Here is a 16,055-nt window from a genome sequence, read left to right as displayed (position 1 = left end):
GAAAGAGCTGGTGCCGGAGCTCGCTGGATCACATTTCGGGGAGCTTTGAACGGGGCGGTTCGTCTTGCGACAAATTGTTACGGCAGGCCTCGCGCAGGCGACAAAACAGTCGGCGCGGGCGACGTGACGGAACAAAATCGCGATGTTGCCACCCCGTCACAGTAACGAACGATCAACGTTCCGGCATCGCCGCGAAGCAACCCAATTCACGCCACGTTGTTTCCTGAGTGTCGTAAATGAAAGAACGGGGATGATCATGAGATCGATTTTGCTGGGTGCAGTCGCTCTGCTTGCGCTGGCCGCGCCGGCTGCAGCCGCGGACATGCAGCCGCGCACCTACACCAAGGCGCCGGCCTATACGCCGCCACAGGCGATCTACAACTGGACCGGCTTCTACATCGGTGGCCATGTCGGCGGCACGTTTGCCGGCGACAGCAGCTTCCAGTCCAGCGACGCCCGCTTCCTGGGCGGCGTGCAGGGCGGCTTCGACTACCAGTTCGCGCCCAATTGGGTGGTGGGTATCGAGGCCCAGTATTCCTGGCTGCCGACCAACAACAATGGTGTCACGTTCCCGCTGGGCACGCAGGTGACCTCCAACACCGACCAGCTCGGGTCGGTGACCGGCCGCATCGGCTACACCTGGGGACCGACCCTGCTGTACGCCAAGGGCGGTTACGCCTGGCGCAACAACAATCTCGGCGTCAACATCGCCGGGGTGCCGCAGGCCTTCACTGCGACCGGCAACAGCAAGGACGGCTACACGGTCGGCGCCGGCCTCGAATACATGTTCGCGCCGAACTGGTCCGCCAAGGCCGAGTACCAGTACTATAATTTCGGCAGCACCACCTTCACCTCCGGTCCGGCCGACGTCGTCGGCGTCCGCGGCCGGGAGGACGAGCATACCGTCAAGGTCGGTGTGAACTACCGTTTCGGCTGGGGCGGTCCGGCAGCCTCGCGCTACTGACCCGCACCCAGACGACCACGCATCCAGGCAAAGGCCGGCTCCGCCGGCCTTTCGCTTGTCCGCCCGCCCGGCGGCCACCCCAGTATTTGCAATGCGTGAACCATCTGGCGCGTCATTTGCAGACAAACATTCCGGCGCGCGCCTTCTCACGCGTGTCATGGGGCTCCGGTAAAGCAAAAATAATTTTTGCCGCTTACGGAACTCGCGCTCCGGAACGCGTTATATGAGAATTACCGGGCTGGTGGGACGACGGACATGCGTATCTTGGTGTCGGCAGCGGTGCTCTCGTGCTTCTTCTGTCTGCCGTGCTCTGCACAGACAATCCTCAAATCCGAGCCTCTGATGTTGGCACCTTACGAGGTGGCCTTCGTCAAGGACGCGTCCTGCCCGTCGGGCAAGGTGCTGAAGGTCACCGGTGCGATCCGCGGGCTGCACCGCCGCAAGGCCTGCGTGGTGATGCCGGGTGAGCAGGCCTCGCTGGCGACAGCAACGCCCTGATCCCCTGCGGCGTCCGCCGGCGGCACCTCACGAATTCAGCTCGAGCTCGATCTTGGACTGGCGCTCGGCCTCGGCCTTGTTCTTGGCAGGGTCCTCGCCCTGGGCGGCTCGGCAGGGCCTGATCTCGTAATCATTGTCGAGCACTCGGCGTGGCCCCGGACGGTCCTCGTCGGGGCTGACATCGACGACCAGGCCGCTCCGCTCCGCGAGCTGCCAGATGTCGGATTCGCTCGGATAGGCCTTGCTGATCTGGGCGTCGTTGCAGAACAGGGCGTAGGGCATCTCTTCCCGCTCCAGGAAAGCCCGTTAACGGTCGGGCCGGCCGGCAGGTTCCGGGCGAGGGGTGATCACGGGGCCGTGATCGCGTGTGCCGGGCCGTGAGTCCTTAACGAGTCCTGAATCGCGAAAAAAAGAATCCCTGGGACTCGTTTGGCGGAATCAGCGGATGTTTTCCGCCATGACGAGCGACCTGAAGACCTCCTGCGGGCACATGCTCCTGCCGCTGACGCTGGCGCTATTCGGCGCCTGCGCGGCCAATCTGTGGCTGGTGTGGTCTTGGCTATAGGTCCTCCCGCGGGAGGGGGAGACCTTACTTTTTGGCCGGCGGGCTAGGGACGTCGCGGATGGCGGCGCGTAACTTGGTCAGGGTTTCGGCACAATATTCCTCGCGCTCGCGCTCGAACCGCTCCTGATGCTTACGGAAATTGGCAATGCGGGCCTGCATCTCGGTACGGAAATCACCGACCGCCCGCGGCGGCGAATGCCGGGCGGGCTGAGGATGCGGAGGGGGTGGGGGCGGCTTGATCTCGACCATGACGGCCTCGACCGGGACGGCCTCGACGGTTGCCGCCGAAGAATCCGACGGCGCATCCGGCTGAAGGAGGTCGTCCTTCTTGCCGGTCACCGATTGGACGAAGGCCATCGTCTGCGCGATGAGCGCGTCGCGCTCCCTGATCCACTTCATGCTTCACCTCAGCCGGGCCCTATTCCAGCAAAGCGACTGCGCCGAATCAAGGTCGTTCGCAAGGGATTGCATATTTTTCCCGGTCGCACGACATTAGGCGGATGGATTCCGAAAAAGAACGGTCGCACGAAGTGGAGGGCCTGAGGCTCATCCGCGCGTTCCTGTCGCTCCCGCCCCACAAGCGGGCGGAGGTGATCGCGTTCGTGGAGGAATTGGCACGTGCCCAAAGCCGGCCCCAGGAGGGCACGGAGGCATCGCCGAGGTGAGGGCTATCGCGCGCGCGGATTAACGTTGGGCTCGAACGGTGCGCCCACCACCCGAACCGGAGTTTGATCCGATACCCGGGTGACGTCGATCATCGCTCGCTCGGCGACCTGCCTTTCGGGGGCCGGCCCAAGCGTCGGCTCGAGCAGCGTCAATGTGCCGGCAACTGCGGTACAGCACAGTGTCACTGTCACCAGCAGAAACATGTTTCGGTTTTCTTCGCGGATTCGCATGGGTCGAGAACGAACCAGGTGCGCCTTTGGTTCCGATTTGGCCCCATGTTCGGGGTGCTCATGCCACCTAGGGCGCCAGCAGAAATGCCATGGCGATTGCAAACAGCACCGCCGTCATCACCACGGCCGTCACCGCACCGGCGGCGATCCTGGCCGTCTCTTTGGTCGTCATGGAGCGCATCGGGTCCGGATGTTGGCTGACGCCCGGTCAGGCAATTTCGAATGGGATGCACGCGATGTATGGTGCTTGCGACCAAATTTCGACCTGTGTCTGATCCGATGATCGCCAATCGTCCCCCCGTGCTGGCCCACGAACGCTTCGTCGCCGACCGCGACAATTTCGCGGGCCTCGATCTCGCCGCGCGGTTCGAGCGGATCGAGCGGACGAACCTCTGGGGCGCTGCCAGCTCGGTCTCCGGGCTCGGGTCGGAGGACATGGCGACCGCCGCGGTTCGGGAGGCGCTTCCACCGCTGCTGCAACGGCTCGGCGCGCGTTCGCTGCTCGATGCGCCCTGCGGCGATGCCGGCTGGATCGGTCGCATCAAGCTCGATATCGACTACATCGGCATCGACATCGTGCCGTCGCTGGTCGAGGCCAACAACAAGCGCGTGGCGGATGGCGAACTGGCCGGCCGATTCCTGGTTGCCGATCTCACGCGCGATGCACTGCCGCGCGCCGACCTGATCCTGTGCCGGGATTGCCTGGTGCATCTGAGCTTTCAGAACATCGCACGCGTCACCGCCCGCTTTCGCGAGAGCGGCGCGCAATTCCTGCTCGTCACGACGTTTCCGGAGATCGAGGACAATCGCGATTGCGAGGACGGCGACTGGCGCGCGCTCAACATGACGAAGGCGCCGTTCGACTGGCCCGCACCGCGCGAGCTGATCGACGAGCGCTGCGAGGAGGGCGACGGCGGCTGGCGCGACAAGAGCCTCGGGCTCTGGCGGCTCGACGAGCTGCCGGATCCCGATCGCACGGGTGCGTGACAGAAGCAGGCACAACGTCCATTGCGCTCGCGATCGCGGCGGCGATAGACTTCGGGTTGTGTGAAGCGATCGCATGCCGGAGCCCACCATGAGCGCTCGTGCCATCTCCGCCGCGTTGCTGATCTGGTGCAGTGCGCCAGCGTTGGCACAGGAAGGGGCCGCGCTCTATGCAGCGCATTGCGCGCAATGCCACGACAGCGAGGCGCAGACCCGCGTGCCGGCCCGGAGCGCCATGCAGGCGATGTCGTTCGACCACGTGCTGGGAACGTTGACCTCCGGCAGCATGGCGGCGATGACGAAAGATCGCAGCGATGCCGAACGCCGCGCCATAGTGTCCTTTGTCACGGGCAAGATGCCGACGAGCGGCGCTACCGCCGACGCGGACGGCCGCTGCGCGCAGCCCGGAAGCGGCTTTCTGCAAGCCCTCGACGGCCCGCGCTGGAACGGATGGGGCGTCGATGCCGGCAACAGCCGCTTCCAGCCGGCCGACATGGCGGGACTGACCGCGGCGCAGGTGCCGCGTTTGCGGTTGAAATGGGCTTATGCCTTTCCCGGCGCATCGGTGTCGTTTGCGCCGCCCACCATCGTCGGCGGGATGCTCTTCATCGGCGGCACGGATCGCAAGATGCACGCGCTCGACGCGCGAAGCGGCTGCACGCTGTGGACGTTGGCGATCGATGCGGCGGTGCGCGCCGCGATCAGTTTTGCTCAGCTTCCGGGCTCCGATCAGTACGCGATCTTCTTCGGGGATTTGCGTGCCAACGCCTACGCCGTCAATGCGCTGACCGGCGCGCTGATCTGGAAGACCAAAGTCGAGGAGCATGCCGCCGCGCGCATCACCGGCGCTCCGACGCTGCATGCCGGCGTGCTCTACGTGCCGGTGTCCTCGATCGAGGAAGCGGCGGGCTCGCAAGCCGGTTACGAATGCTGCACCTTCCGCGGCAGCGTCGTGGCGCTGGACGCCGCGACCGGCAAGACGATCTGGCAGGCCTATACGATTCCGGAAGTGCCGCATCCGACCGGCAAGAATGCCAGGGGCACGCAGCTCTTCGGTCCGTCCGGCGCCGCGATCTGGTCGGCGCCGACGATCGATGCGAAGCGGGGCGCGGTCTATGTCGCGACGAGCAATTCCTATTCGAATCCGCCGGCCGCGACCGCCGATGCGATCCTCGCTTTCGAGCTCGCGACCGGGAAGCTGCTGTGGAAGCAGCAGGCGACGCCCAAGGACGCCTTCGTCGTCGCCTGCTACAATGCAGACAAGACCAATTGTCCCGAGGATCACGGGCCCGATCACGATTTCGGCCAGTCGCCGATCCTCGTGACCTTGCACGACGGCAGGCGCGTGCTCGCCATCGCGCAGAAATCCGGCGTCGTGCACGCGCTCGATCCCGACGACGGCGGCAAGATCCTGTGGCAAACCCGGATCGGGAAGGGCGGTTCGCTCGGCGGCAGCGAATGGGGCTCGGCCGCGGACGGCGAGCGCATCTATGTCGCCAATTCCGACCTGCGCTTCAAACGCGACGGCACGCGGCAGCTCGATCCCACGCAAGGCGGTGGCCTGTTCGGTCTCGACCTCGCCAGCGGAAAAGTCGTGATGGAAGTGCCGCCGGTCGCCTGCGGCGAACGCCCGCAATGCAGCCCCGCGCTCTCGGCGGCGGTGAGCCTGATCCCGGGCGTGGTGTTTTCCGGCGGCGTCAGCGGCTTCCTGCGCGCCTACGCTCCCGACGGCAAGCTCGTGTGGGAGTTCGACACCGCGCAGGATTTCAAGGCGGTGAACGGCGTCCCCGCCCATGGCGGCGCGATCGATGGCCCCGGCCCGGTCATCGCCGGCGGCATGCTCTACACCAATTCCGGCTACGGACAATGGAGCGGCGTCGCCGGCAACGTGCTGCTGGCGTTCGAGGTCGGGACGGAGTGAGGCTCTGAGGGGTGCGGAGCGCGCTGCAACGTGTCATTTGAGACGGGCACCGCTGCCTCTTCAACTCTATCTGCCGTCAAGGGAGACCAGATTCCATGATCGATGCCAGATGCAGCTGCGGCGCGCTTTCGTTGTCGCTTCCGGGACCCTCGCGCCTCGTCGTCGCCTGTCACTGCCTCGACTGTCAGCGACGGACCGGCGCGCCGTTCGGTATCGGCGCTTTCTACGCCGCAGAGACCGTCACGATCTCTGGAGCGTCAAAGCCCTATGTTCGGACCGCCGCGAGTGGCGGCAAGGTGCGCAGCCATTTTTGTCCCGACTGCGGGTCAACGGTCTATTGGCAAGCCGACAATCTGCCGGGAATGATCGCTGTCGCCGTCGGCGCGATCGCAAATCCGGACTTCCCGGCGCCGGTCAGGTCGGTGTTCGAGCAGTCGAAACATCGCTGGGTGGAGATCACAGGTGCCGAGCACTTCCAGCAGAGCAGCGCGGCAAAGCGCGCAGGATGAGGGTGTCAGAAGCTGGTGCCGGCTGAGGGGATTGAACCCCCGACCTTCGGTTTACAAAACCGCTGCTCTACCGCTGAGCTAAGCCGGCGACGCGGGCAGGGCCGGCTGAGCCGGGGCTGTCTGCCCGTGCGCGCCGCAATACCAGACTTGATCGGAAAGTGCCAGAACCCCAAGGCGCGTCCTGGCGGACATGAATCAGGCGGCCTTGACGGCCGCCTGATGTTTCGCGCTAGAGCTGAATCGCCTTACTGGCAGATGTGCCGGCGGCCGTCTTGTCCCTTGAACCAGGTGCCGGGCGTACAGACGAAGCCATTACGCTGGGCGTAGGTGCGGGTGTCCCAGCCGCGATTGTCCCAACCGCGGTTGTCCCACGAATTGTCGTAGGCATAGGAATTGTCCCAGGCGCGGAACGGCGCCGAGGCAATCGCGCCGGCGGTGCCGATCGCGGCGCCGGCTACGCCGGCCGCGACGTCGGTCGGCCAGAAGCCGGTGCGGCTCCTGTTCCAATCGTTATTCCAATCGCCATTGGCCTGACGATAGGTGTTGGTCTGACGGTAGGACATGCGGTGATGGCGGGATCCACGATCGGTGTAGGGATTGCCGGGGCCGAGGTTCTTGCAGTTGGCATTGGGGAATTGCGCCGCGCAGCGGCCGGGTTCGTTGACGACCGCCTGCGCCATGGCAGAGCCTGCCAGCATGGTCGCCGCAATCGCCGTCGCTCCGAGTAGCTTGATGTTCATGGTTGTTGGCTCCCATTTGTTGACGAGAGCTAAACGCTTGCGACGCCGGACGTTCCGATGAAACCGGTGGATTTTCGTTACACGAAGGTCAAACGGATGTGAGCGCACGGCGCGGTTCCGCGGCGGCGACGCCATGCGCCGTTAACGCTTCGCTAGCCCGCTTTGCAGCATTTGAGCGACGCGCGATCCTTACGCATTAGGCTTACCGGAAGTTGGTGAGCAGGCCTTAACCCTCTCTGCGTGGTGATCGGGTAGGTTGCAGCCGGATAACCGGGGTTTCCTCATGCGCGCTGTAGCGCTCGCCGCCCTTCTGATCGGACTGCCTGCGACGGCTTTTGCCGGCGGCTTCGACGTCGTCGTGCCCGGCCGCCCCGGCGTGCCTATCATCATCAACAATATCGATGCGTCCTACGCCGTCGTCGAGGGTGTCTGGGGCCTCGGCAAGAACCAGCAGGTGCAGCCCACGATCTATGGCGGGCGCTATGTCGCCGAGCGGCAGCCCGAGGACGTCGGCCATTATTATCCGACGCTGGGCCTGCGGCCCGGCTACGGCCGGCTCGAGGTCGAGCCGCCCGCGAACCGCAAATTGCCCAAGCCCGCCGAGAGGTATCACCAGAGCTGGGGTGCGCAATCGGCGCCGCTTCCGGCGCAGATGGATCCGCCCGTCGATCCGCCGCCGGTGATCTACGCGCCCGAGATCAACGATCGTCCGCGGCCACCGCGACCGCGGCCGCACGTCCAAGTCCCCGGCAGGCCGCCGGGTTAAGAAACGTCAAGATCCAACAAAAACGGAAATCAACAGGAGAGAGTAATGCGTCAGATGATTTCGGGACTGGTCGCGGCAGCCGCCGTGATGTTCGTCGCCACGGCACCAGCCGCGGCCTGCGGCTTTAACCCGTGCCAGCCGGTCGCGCCGGTCTATTCCGGCTGCAACACCGGTTGCGGCGGCTATGGCTACGGCGCCTATGAGCGTCTCGCCGAGCCGACCACGCAATATTACCACGTCAACCAGGGTCCGACCTACACCGGCCCGGGCGCCTTCGCGCCGTATCCGACCTATCGTGAAGACGCGGTCGTCGCGCCCGCCAATTACGGCTACGGCTATCGCGCCGCTGCCGCTCCCTATCACCGGCCGTATTACCGTCCGTATCGCTATGGCTATGGTCCGCGCTACGGCTATCTGCCGCGCGTGCACTACGGCCACGGTCCGCGCTACGGCTACGCCCACCGCCACGCGCCGATGCCGTACTACGGCGGTCACCGCGTGCTGCGCCGCTATTACTGATCTCTGATCGGTCGAGTGACGAGACGCCCGTTCGCGCGATGCGAACGGGCGTTTTGCTCTTCTACCGCTTCATCAGCCCCAGCCGGCTTGCGCCGACATAGAGCGAAAGCACGGCGGCATTCGACACGTTGAGACTCTTGATCTCGCCGGGCATGTCGAGCCGCGCCACGACGCTGCAGGTCTCGCGCGTCAATTGCCGCAGACCCTTTCCTTCGGCGCCGAGCACGAGCGCGAGCGGCTCGCGCAGCGCGACGTCCGAGAGGTCCTCGCTGCCTTCGCTGTCGAGCCCGACGGTCTGGAAGCCGCGTTCGTTCAGCGCGGTGAGCGCGCGGGCGAGGTTCTGCACGGTGATGATCGGCACCAGCTCGAGCGCGCCGGATGCGGCCTTCGCCAGCACGCCGGTCGCTTCCGGACTGTGGCGTGCGGTGGTGACGATCGCCTTGACCGCGAACGCTGCGGCCGAGCGCAGGATGGCGCCGACATTGTGGGGGTCGGTGATCTGGTCGAGCACCAGCACCATGCCTTCCTGCTTCAAGGTCTCGATATCGGGCGAGGGCAGGGGATCGGCTTCGGCGAGCAGGCCCTGGTGCACGGCATCGGGTGACAGCAGGCGGTCGATCACCTGAGGCCGGACGATCTCGGGCGTGACTGGGGTCGCGATGTTTTCGTCCGCCAATCGCTTGGCCGCGTTCTCGGTCAACGTCAGTTTGCGAATCCGCCGCTGGGGGTTGGCCAGCGCCATGGAAACGGAGTGCCAGCCATAGAGGATGACCGGCCCGTCGGTTGCCGAATCGCGGTCGCGCCGGGCCGGGCGACCGGCCGATTTCTCGGCCTTCTTGAAGGGCTTACCGTCCCGGCGACGGCCCTTGGGTGCGAATTTTCGATCGTTCATGGCTGCGCTTGTGTCACGGGTTCCGGAATATGGCAATTTGGCCATCTCCTGAGGCCATTATGGACCATTTTCCCCGAACGCCTCGGTTGACTTTACCCCACCGCTTCGCCCATAACCGCGCCCGGTCGCGCCCCCATCCGGGCTGTCGCGGCCTCACGTTCCATGGCCGTCTTCGGTCCGCCGGCAAGGTCCGGCCCGATTGTGCTGCCGTTGAGCGGGGGAGTGTCCCGAGTGGCAAAGGGAGCTGACTGTAAATCAGCCGCCTCATGGCTTCGCAGGTTCGAGTCCTGCCTCCCCCACCACGCTTCGCCCTTCGGGCTACGCGTGGCGCAGCCACGCGATGCCTGAAGGGCGAGGCGTGGTGTCCGGCGAAGGGCGAAGACGGACTGACGCGAGTTTCTCACCCCATCATCTCCCGCACCATCGGCACCACCTTCCGCCCATAGAGCTCGATGCTCTTCATCAGCTTCTCGTGCGGCAACGGCCCTGCCGAATACTTCAGCTGAAAGCGCGAAATGCCGAGCGCCTTTGCGGTCTTCGCGATCTTGCGCGCGACCGTCTCCGGTGAGCCGACATAGAGCGAGCCGTGCTCGGCTTCGCTGACGAATTCGTCGCGGCCCATCGGCGGCCAGCCGCGCTCCTTGCCGATGCGGTCGCGCATCGCCTTGTAGTCGGGCCATAGCTCTGCGCGCGCCTGCTCGTCCGTCTCCGCGACATAGCCGGGCGAATGCACGCCGATCGGCTGGGCGGTGCGGCCGAACTCCTTGGCGGCGCGGTGATGGAGATCGACGAAGGGCGCAAACCGCGCGGGATCGCCGCCGATGATCGCGAGCATCAACGGCAGATCGTAATGAGCGGCGCGCACGACCGACTGCGGGCTGCCGCCGACACCGATCCAGGTTTTCAGCGTGCCGTTCTCGACCGGGGGATAGACCAACTGGTCCCGCAGCGGTGGACGCAGCTTGCCTTCCCAGGTCACCGGCTTCTGCGACAGCAGCACCGCGAACAAATCGAGCTTCTCCTCGAACAGCTCTTCATATTTGCGCAGGTCGAAGCCGAACAGCGGAAAGGATTCGGTGAACGAGCCGCGGCCGAGGATCACCTCGGCGCGTCCGTTCGAGAGTGCATCGAGCGTCGCAAAGCGCTGGAACACCCGGATCGGATCGTCCGACGACAACACCGTCACGGCCGAGCCGAGGTGAATGCGCTTGGTGCGCGAGGCGATCGCCGCCAGCACGGTCTCCGGCGAGGAGATCGCGAAGTCGGCGCGGTGATGCTCGCCGAGGCCGATAAAGTCGAGGCCGAGCTCGTCAGCCAGCACGGCTTCGTCGACGACGTTGCGGATCACCTGCGCATGGGGAAGCATCGCGCCTGAGGCGTCCTTGGTGACGTCGCCAAAGGTGTCCAGTCCGAATTGAAGGGGGGCGGTCATTGATCAGTCTCTGCGGGCGCAGCTTGCGCCGCTCACTGTGGGGAGGGCATCGTTGCGGTGGAGCTAGGCCGCGGTGACCGGTGCAACAATACTGGTTCGAGAAACCCACCGTTTCCTTTTTGGATCGTGTCGGGTTTCGGCCCGCGTCGTCAGTCGGTTTTGGCGAACATCCCGACCAGGGTCTCGCGCAGCCAGCGCTGCGCCGGCACGGTGTCGTTGCGTTGGTGCCAGAACAGGCTGACGATGCGCGCTGGCGCCCGAAGTGGAAGCGGCATGGCGTGCAGGAACGGCGCGTGCCTTGATTGCGAACGCAGGTCGCTCGGCAGCACCGCGATCAGGTCGGACTGGCGCACGACCTCGTAGGCGGCACTGTAGTGATTGACCGTCGCGACCAGGTTACGCGACAGTCCGCGCGAGGCAAGGAAGAGGTCGTAAGACGGCAAGGTCTTGCCGGCAAGACTCACGTCGACATGTCCGGCGTTGAGGAAGCTGCGTGTGCTCAGCCGCTTCTGTGCGGCGAGCGGATGTCCGCGCCGCATGAAGCAGGCGTAATCGACCGTCCACAGCGAGCGCGAGCGGATGGCGGCCGGCTGCTGCGCCTCGTTGACATAGACGCTGAGCACGCAGTCGACGCGATTGTCTTCGAGCTGATCGGCGATCTCCAGGATGGTGTTGGGGACGGTGTGGACGCGCGCCTTGGGTGCGACCTTGCCGAAATGGCCGAGCAGGTCTGGCATCACCAGCGAGGCGACGTAGTCCGACATCGAGAGGCTGAACTCGGTCGGCGCACGGCTCGGATCGAACACCTGCTCGTCGAGCGCGCCGCGAACGCGCTCGAGCGCCTCGCCGATCGGCTCCCACAGCACCACGGCGCGCTGGGTCGGACGGATTCCGGTACCGGACCTGACGAACAGGGGATCGCCGAGCGCCTCGCGCAGCCGCGCCAGCGCGTTGCTGACCGCAGGCTGGGTCATCGTCAGCGCGTTTGCGGCGCGCGTGACACTGCCCTCGGTCATCAGGGCTTCGAACACTTTCAGCAGGTTGAGGTCGAGCGATCGAAACGACAGAACATTCACCACAGTGATGTACTAGATCATAATTATAAATTATGACGATAATATCTCTTTGTCTATGGTTCCCCCAGGGAGTTGCGGAGGCCGGGCCGCCGGACAGAGGGGACTGACATGTCGATGATCTCGGCGCGTATCGAGCGCCTGCCATACGCGCGCTTCCACACGCACCTGCTGTTGATGGGCGGGCTCGGCTACATGTTCGACGCGATGGACGCGGCCGTGCTGGCGTTCATCCTGCCGGTGCTGCGCACCGCCTGGAATCTGACGAGCGTGCAGATCGGCGTGCTCGGCAGCAGCACTTATATCGGCTTCCTGTTCGGCGCGCTGCTGGCGGGTACGCTCGGTGATCTGATCGGCCGCCGCGCGGTGATGATGTCGGCGCTGGCGCTGTATTGCGCCGCATCGATCGTCAGCGCCGCAGTGGACAGCTGGTCGTCGTTCTTCGCCGCCCGGGTCGTCGCGGGCATGGGCACCGGCGCGGAGAGCGCGATCATCGCGCCTTATCTCGCCGAGTTCGTGGCGCGGCGCTTCCGCGGCAGCTTCACCGGCGCGCTGGCGGGCTTCTTCTCCTTCGGCTTCGTCGCGGCTGCCTTGCTCGGCTATTTCATCGTTCCGGCCTATGACAATGGCTGGCGCATCGTGCTGGTGATCACCGCGGTGCCGGTCGTCATGCTGCTGTGGTGGCGCAGGGCGCTGCCGGAATCGCCACGCTGGCTGGAGAGCCGGGGCAGGGCGAAGGAGGCCGAAGCGGTGCTGGACAAGATCGAGGCCGGCTTCGCGCACCAGGGCGTTGTTCTGCCGCAACCGGTCGTCGAAGCAGCAGCGCCCGCCGTGACCGGCGGGACGCTGCTCGCCAATTTCGCCGCATTGCTGGCGGGCCGGCAGGCGCGCATCACCATCATGACCTGGATCATGTGGCTTGCGATCACCTTCAGCTATTACTCCTTCTTCGTCTGGATCCCCGGCCTGCTGGTGCAGAACGGCATGAGCATCACCAAGAGCTTTGCCTATTCGATCGCGATCTATTGCGCGCAGATCCCCGGCTACTTCAGCGCCGCCTGGTTCAACGAGCGCATCGGCCGGCAGGCCACGATTGCCTCCTACATGGTGCTCGGCGGCATCAGCGCGCTCGGGCTCGCCTTCGCGCAGACCGACCAGCACATCATGGTTGCCGGCATCTTGCTGTCGTTCTTCATGAACGGGACCTATGCCGGCGTCTACGCTTATACAGCGGAGGTGTTTCCCACGCCGGTGCGGACCACCGGCGCCGGCCTCGCCTCGGCGATCGGCCGCATCGGCGCGATCGTCTCGCCGATCCTGGTCGGCTACCTCTATCCCAATTTCGGCTTCGCCGGCGTGTTCGGCATCACCACCAGCGTCCTGCTGATCGGCGCACTCACCGTCGTGGTGATGGGCGTGCCGACCCGCGGCCGTTCGCTGGAAGACATCGCCGCGGGCGAAGTTGCATGAGGCAGACGACATTCCGGGCCGATCCGCTGCTCTGCGCTGTAGCGGCTGCGCAGGGCAGGGTGGATCAGCCCGATGCGCTGTTCTCGGCGCTGGACCAGGCCTTGAAGTCGGCGATCGGGCACAAGCTGTTCACGATCCTCACTTATGACGACGGCAGCGGGGAAGCGGCGCGGATCTATTCCAATCTTCCTGGGCCTTATCCGACGGGCGGGCGCAAGCGCCTGGCGCCCGGCCCGTGGACCGAGGCCGTGCTCGATCGCGGCGAGGCCTATGTCGGCTACACGATCGACGATCTGCGCCACGTCTTCTCCGATCACGAGCTGATCGCTTCACTCGGTTGCGAGAGCGTGCTCAACATGCCCGTGCGCTGGCGCGGGCGCACGCTCGGCTCGCTCAACCTGCTCCATGAAGCGGGTTGGTACGGCGAGGACGATGCCGCCGCGTGCCTTCCGTTCGCCCAGCTCGCCTTGCCCGCGCTGCTCACACAGTCCTGACCAGACAGGAAACGACCATGCCCAGCACTCTCTTCAAGAATGCCGCTCTGCTCGATCCGCTTCGATCGGATCTGCTGGAAGGCCACCACGTGCTGGTCGAGGACGACGTGATCAGGGAGGTCTCGGACCGGCCGCTCAATGTCACCGCCGATCGCACCATCGACCTGAAGGGCAAGACGCTGATGCCCGGGCTGATCGATCTGCATGTGCATGCGATCGCGGTCGAGCTCAATCTGGCACAGCAGGTGCGCATGCCGAACGTGCTGGTGACGCTGCGCTCGACCCTGCTGCTGCGCGGCATGCTCAGGCGGGGCTTCACCACGGTGCGCGATGCCGGCGGCGCCGGCCACGCGCTGAAGCAGGCGATCGAGACAGGCCTCACCGACGGCCCGCGGCTGTTCGTCTCCGGCCGCGCGCTCAGCCAGACCGGCGGCCACGGCGACATGCGGGCGCGCTCGGATTACCTCGCCAGCGACGCGCCATGTCCGTGCTGCGTGCGGGTCGGCGCGCTGGCGCGCGTGGCCGACGGTGTCGACGGCGTGCGCAAGGCCGCGCGCGAAGAGCTGCAGATGGGCGCCGACCAGATCAAGATCATGGCCTCCGGCGGCGTCGCCTCGCCGACCGATCCGGTCGGCGCCTTTGGCTATTCCGAGGACGAGATCCGCGCCATCGTTGAGGAGGCGCGCGGGCGCCAGACCTATGTGCTCGCCCATGCCTACACCGCCGCTGCCATCGAGCGCGCGGTTCGCTGCGGCGTGCGCACCATCGAGCACGGCAACCTGGTTGATGCGCCGACCGCGCGCCTGATGGCCGAGAAGGGCGCCTATGTGGTGCCGACGCTCGTCACCTACGAGGCGCTGGCGAACGAAGGCGCCCAATACGGCCTGCCGCCGGAAAGCGTCGCCAAGATCGCCGATGTCCGCGACGCCGGGCTGCGCTCGCTTGCGATCTATCGCGACGCCGGCGTCAAGATGGGGTTCGGCAGCGACCTGCTTGGCCCCTCGCAACGCCTGCAGAGCGACGAATTCCGCATTCGCGCCGAGATCCTCGGTCCCCAAGCGGTGATCGCCAGCGCGACAGTGATTGGCGCCGAGGTGCTCGGCATGGAAGGCAGGCTCGGCCGGATCGTACCCGAGGCCATCGCCGACCTGCTGGTGGTCGACGGCAATCCGCTGCGCGATGTCACCTGCCTGCTCGGCCAGGGCGAGCACATCCCGATGGTGATGAAATCAGGCAAGGTCCAGTTCGACAGGTTGAGCGCGTAGCCGGCGCTACCGCCACATCCCGCGCGGCGATGCATCCTATTTTGAGATCCGCACGACCATCTTGCCGAGCGCCCCGCGTGTCTGCATGGTCCTGAACGCGTCCCGGAAATCCTCGAGCGGGAAGACGCGGCCGACCACGGGCTTCAGCTGGCCGTCGGCGAGCCAGCCCGTCAACTGCGACATCAGGTGCTTCTGCACCTCTGGCTCGCGCACCGGAATCTGCGCGAGGTCGACGCCGAGCAGGGCGCCGCCTTTCAGCAATGGCAGGTTGAATGGCAATGCCGGAATCGCACCAGCCGCAAAACCGACCACGAGATGGCGGCCGCGCCAAGCGATGGAGCGAAACGCCTGCACCGAGATCTCGCCACCGACGGGATCGAAGATCACGTCCGCGCCGTGTCCTCCGGTCAATTCCTTCAACGTGTCCCGCCAGCCGGTCTGCGTGTAGTCAATCACAGCGTCGGCGCCGTGTTGTTGCGCGAACCTGCGCTTGTCTGGTGTCGAGGCCGCCGCGATCACGCGGGCGCCGAGCAGTCTGCCAATCTGGACCGCCGCGATTCCCGTGCCGCCGGCCGCGCCCAGCACCAGGAGCTGTTCGCCTGCGCAGAGCGAGGCGCGTGCACTGAGCGCATAGAGCGCGGTCAGATAATTGGCGCGAAACGAGGCGGCGACCTCGGCCGCAACACCGTCCGGCAGCGGGTAGACCGCTTCGGGCCTGACGACGATCTCCTCGGCGAGCGCACCAGACCGCGTCATGCCCATCACGCGCATGCCCGGCTCGAAACCGCCGGGGGCGCCGGGAGCCTCGGTCACAACGCCTGCGAATTCCGTTCCCGGAATGAAGGGCAGGGGATCCTTGGTCTGATAGCGTCCCTCGATCTTCAAACCGTCGACGAAGCCGATCCCGGCGGCCTCCACCCGGACACGCAGCTGTCCAGGCTCGATGCGCGGGGACGGAACGTCCTGCAGCTCGATCTGATCGATGGGGGCGTATTGCTCGACGACGACGGCTTTCATGTCGGACCTCTGTGTTCCACTGATCCTGACAGGTCTCGCGACCGGCCTCT

At 65.7% G+C, this 16,055-nt stretch carries 18 protein-coding genes and 2 tRNA genes; 11 read left to right on the top strand and 9 right to left on the bottom strand.

The features are described from left to right. Window positions 1–256: 256 nt before the first annotated feature. On the top strand, window positions 257–964 hold the full coding sequence (locus RPS27_RS29150) for a porin family protein (RefSeq protein ID WP_313754781.1): 708 nt from the start codon (window positions 257–259) through the stop codon (window positions 962–964). Between the two features lie 255 nt (window positions 965–1,219). Continuing rightward, entirely contained in the window at window positions 1,220–1,462 is a 243-nt protein-coding gene (locus RPS27_RS29145; protein WP_211419107.1) for a DUF6719 family protein, read from the top strand. Between the two features lie 27 nt (window positions 1,463–1,489). Here RPS27_RS29145 and RPS27_RS29140 read toward each other — a convergent pair whose 3' ends face one another. The 3 genes from RPS27_RS29140 to RPS27_RS29130 all read right to left on the bottom strand — a co-directional run bounded on the left by RPS27_RS29140 (window position 1,490) and on the right by RPS27_RS29130 (window position 2,896). Continuing rightward, a complete protein-coding gene (locus tag RPS27_RS29140; RefSeq protein WP_194402951.1) occupies window positions 1,490–1,744 on the bottom strand; it encodes a hypothetical protein in 255 nt (84 codons plus the stop codon). Between the two features lie 307 nt (window positions 1,745–2,051). Next, complete coding sequence (locus RPS27_RS29135) at window positions 2,052–2,426, bottom strand: hypothetical protein (protein ID WP_194402950.1); 375 nt, start codon at window positions 2,424–2,426, stop codon at window positions 2,052–2,054. A gap of 269 nt (window positions 2,427–2,695) precedes the next feature. Then, on the bottom strand, window positions 2,696–2,896 hold the full coding sequence (locus RPS27_RS29130) for a hypothetical protein (protein ID WP_194402949.1): 201 nt from the start codon (window positions 2,894–2,896) through the stop codon (window positions 2,696–2,698). A 306-nt stretch (window positions 2,897–3,202) separates the two neighbouring features. Between RPS27_RS29130 and RPS27_RS29125 the strand changes: the two genes are divergently transcribed. The 3 genes from RPS27_RS29125 (at window position 3,203) to RPS27_RS29115 (ending at window position 6,337) form a co-directional block, all read left to right on the top strand. After that, the gene (locus RPS27_RS29125; protein WP_313754907.1) at window positions 3,203–3,910 is read left to right on the top strand and encodes a class I SAM-dependent methyltransferase; all 708 of its coding nucleotides are present in this window, start codon (window positions 3,203–3,205) and stop codon (window positions 3,908–3,910) included. A gap of 88 nt (window positions 3,911–3,998) precedes the next feature. Next, entirely contained in the window at window positions 3,999–5,828 is a 1,830-nt protein-coding gene (locus RPS27_RS29120; protein WP_313754780.1) for a PQQ-binding-like beta-propeller repeat protein, read from the top strand. Between the two features lie 95 nt (window positions 5,829–5,923). Then, complete coding sequence (locus tag RPS27_RS29115) at window positions 5,924–6,337, top strand: GFA family protein (protein ID WP_313754779.1); 414 nt, start codon at window positions 5,924–5,926, stop codon at window positions 6,335–6,337. Window positions 6,338–6,350: 13 nt separating this feature from the next. Here RPS27_RS29115 and RPS27_RS29110 read toward each other — a convergent pair. Together RPS27_RS29110 and RPS27_RS29105 are read right to left on the bottom strand one after the other, a co-directional pair. Continuing rightward, window positions 6,351–6,425: transfer RNA gene (locus tag RPS27_RS29110), tRNA-Thr, on the bottom strand. A gap of 157 nt (window positions 6,426–6,582) precedes the next feature. Further along, window positions 6,583–7,077, bottom strand: coding sequence for a hypothetical protein (locus tag RPS27_RS29105; RefSeq protein ID WP_194402946.1), 495 nt, complete (start codon window positions 7,075–7,077; stop codon window positions 6,583–6,585). Window positions 7,078–7,360: 283 nt separating this feature from the next. On the opposite strand from RPS27_RS29105, the gene RPS27_RS29100 reads away from it, so the two are divergent. Beyond that, window positions 7,361–7,843 (top strand): hypothetical protein, encoded by a 483-nt coding sequence (locus tag RPS27_RS29100; RefSeq protein WP_313754778.1) that lies wholly within the window; start codon window positions 7,361–7,363, stop codon window positions 7,841–7,843. 45 nt (window positions 7,844–7,888) lie between these two features. Continuing rightward, window positions 7,889–8,362: a hypothetical protein gene (locus tag RPS27_RS29095; RefSeq protein ID WP_194402944.1), complete on the top strand. Its 474-nt coding sequence runs from the start codon at window positions 7,889–7,891 to the stop codon at window positions 8,360–8,362. Window positions 8,363–8,423: 61 nt separating this feature from the next. Here RPS27_RS29095 and rlmB read toward each other — a convergent pair whose 3' ends face one another. Then, window positions 8,424–9,254, bottom strand: coding sequence for a 23S rRNA (guanosine(2251)-2'-O)-methyltransferase RlmB (gene rlmB / locus RPS27_RS29090; RefSeq protein ID WP_313754777.1), 831 nt, complete (start codon window positions 9,252–9,254; stop codon window positions 8,424–8,426). Between the two features lie 216 nt (window positions 9,255–9,470). Here rlmB and RPS27_RS29085 point away from each other — a divergent pair. Continuing rightward, window positions 9,471–9,556: transfer RNA gene (locus RPS27_RS29085), tRNA-Tyr, on the top strand. 98 nt (window positions 9,557–9,654) lie between these two features. Here the strand turns inward: RPS27_RS29085 and RPS27_RS29080 are convergent. Together RPS27_RS29080 and RPS27_RS29075 are read right to left on the bottom strand one after the other, a co-directional pair. Then, window positions 9,655–10,686, bottom strand: a complete 1,032-nt coding sequence (locus RPS27_RS29080) for an LLM class flavin-dependent oxidoreductase (protein WP_313754776.1) — start codon at window positions 10,684–10,686, stop codon at window positions 9,655–9,657. A 149-nt stretch (window positions 10,687–10,835) separates the two neighbouring features. Then, the gene (locus RPS27_RS29075; protein ID WP_409517577.1) at window positions 10,836–11,765 is read right to left on the bottom strand and encodes a LysR family transcriptional regulator; all 930 of its coding nucleotides are present in this window, start codon (window positions 11,763–11,765) and stop codon (window positions 10,836–10,838) included. A gap of 105 nt (window positions 11,766–11,870) precedes the next feature. On the opposite strand from RPS27_RS29075, the gene RPS27_RS29070 reads away from it, so the two are divergent. Genes RPS27_RS29070 through RPS27_RS29060 form a run of 3 tightly spaced genes read left to right on the top strand, consistent with a single transcriptional unit; the run spans window position 11,871 to window position 14,988 of the window. Next, window positions 11,871–13,229, top strand: a complete 1,359-nt coding sequence (locus tag RPS27_RS29070; protein ID WP_194402941.1) for an MFS transporter — start codon at window positions 11,871–11,873, stop codon at window positions 13,227–13,229. After that, window positions 13,226–13,723 carry a GAF domain-containing protein gene (locus RPS27_RS29065; RefSeq protein ID WP_313754774.1) on the top strand — a complete coding sequence of 166 codons (498 nt, stop codon included), beginning with the start codon at window positions 13,226–13,228 and terminating at the stop codon, window positions 13,721–13,723. The genes RPS27_RS29070 and RPS27_RS29065 overlap by 4 nt, the downstream gene beginning before the upstream one ends. A gap of 17 nt (window positions 13,724–13,740) precedes the next feature. Continuing rightward, window positions 13,741–14,988 carry an amidohydrolase family protein gene (locus tag RPS27_RS29060; RefSeq protein ID WP_313754773.1) on the top strand — a complete coding sequence of 416 codons (1,248 nt, stop codon included), beginning with the start codon at window positions 13,741–13,743 and terminating at the stop codon, window positions 14,986–14,988. Window positions 14,989–15,024: 36 nt separating this feature from the next. On the opposite strand, the gene RPS27_RS29055 is transcribed toward RPS27_RS29060, so the two are convergent. Next, a complete protein-coding gene (locus RPS27_RS29055) occupies window positions 15,025–16,005 on the bottom strand; it encodes an NADPH:quinone oxidoreductase family protein (RefSeq protein ID WP_313754772.1) in 981 nt (326 codons plus the stop codon). Window positions 16,006–16,055 lie beyond the last annotated feature (50 nt).

The sequence above is a fragment of the Bradyrhizobium sp. WYCCWR 12699 genome (assembly GCF_032144035.1).
GTDB lineage: Bacteria > Pseudomonadota > Alphaproteobacteria > Rhizobiales > Xanthobacteraceae > Bradyrhizobium.
The sequence above is the reverse complement of the archived record's forward strand: the minus strand, read 5'-3'. Positions and strand labels throughout refer to the sequence as shown.

Coding starts and splice junctions, on each gene's coding strand:
- RPS27_RS29070 (WP_194402941.1), top strand. CDS start 11,871: ATGTCGATGATCTCGGCGCGTATCGAGCGCCTGCCATACGCGCGCTTC.
- RPS27_RS29105 (WP_194402946.1), bottom strand. CDS start 7,077: ATGAACATCAAGCTACTCGGAGCGACGGCGATTGCGGCGACCATGCTG.
- RPS27_RS29120 (WP_313754780.1), top strand. CDS start 3,999: ATGAGCGCTCGTGCCATCTCCGCCGCGTTGCTGATCTGGTGCAGTGCG.
- RPS27_RS29055 (WP_313754772.1), bottom strand. CDS start 16,005: ATGAAAGCCGTCGTCGTCGAGCAATACGCCCCCATCGATCAGATCGAG.
- RPS27_RS29065 (WP_313754774.1), top strand. CDS start 13,226: ATGAGGCAGACGACATTCCGGGCCGATCCGCTGCTCTGCGCTGTAGCG.
- RPS27_RS29135 (WP_194402950.1), bottom strand. CDS start 2,426: ATGAAGTGGATCAGGGAGCGCGACGCGCTCATCGCGCAGACGATGGCC.
- rlmB (WP_313754777.1), bottom strand. CDS start 9,254: ATGAACGATCGAAAATTCGCACCCAAGGGCCGTCGCCGGGACGGTAAG.
- RPS27_RS29145 (WP_211419107.1), top strand. CDS start 1,220: ATGCGTATCTTGGTGTCGGCAGCGGTGCTCTCGTGCTTCTTCTGTCTG.
- RPS27_RS29080 (WP_313754776.1), bottom strand. CDS start 10,686: ATGACCGCCCCCCTTCAATTCGGACTGGACACCTTTGGCGACGTCACC.
- RPS27_RS29095 (WP_194402944.1), top strand. CDS start 7,889: ATGCGTCAGATGATTTCGGGACTGGTCGCGGCAGCCGCCGTGATGTTC.
- RPS27_RS29060 (WP_313754773.1), top strand. CDS start 13,741: ATGCCCAGCACTCTCTTCAAGAATGCCGCTCTGCTCGATCCGCTTCGA.
- RPS27_RS29100 (WP_313754778.1), top strand. CDS start 7,361: ATGCGCGCTGTAGCGCTCGCCGCCCTTCTGATCGGACTGCCTGCGACG.
- RPS27_RS29130 (WP_194402949.1), bottom strand. CDS start 2,896: ATGTTTCTGCTGGTGACAGTGACACTGTGCTGTACCGCAGTTGCCGGC.
- RPS27_RS29150 (WP_313754781.1), top strand. CDS start 257: ATGAGATCGATTTTGCTGGGTGCAGTCGCTCTGCTTGCGCTGGCCGCG.
- RPS27_RS29140 (WP_194402951.1), bottom strand. CDS start 1,744: ATGCCCTACGCCCTGTTCTGCAACGACGCCCAGATCAGCAAGGCCTAT.
- RPS27_RS29125 (WP_313754907.1), top strand. CDS start 3,203: ATGATCGCCAATCGTCCCCCCGTGCTGGCCCACGAACGCTTCGTCGCC.
- RPS27_RS29115 (WP_313754779.1), top strand. CDS start 5,924: ATGATCGATGCCAGATGCAGCTGCGGCGCGCTTTCGTTGTCGCTTCCG.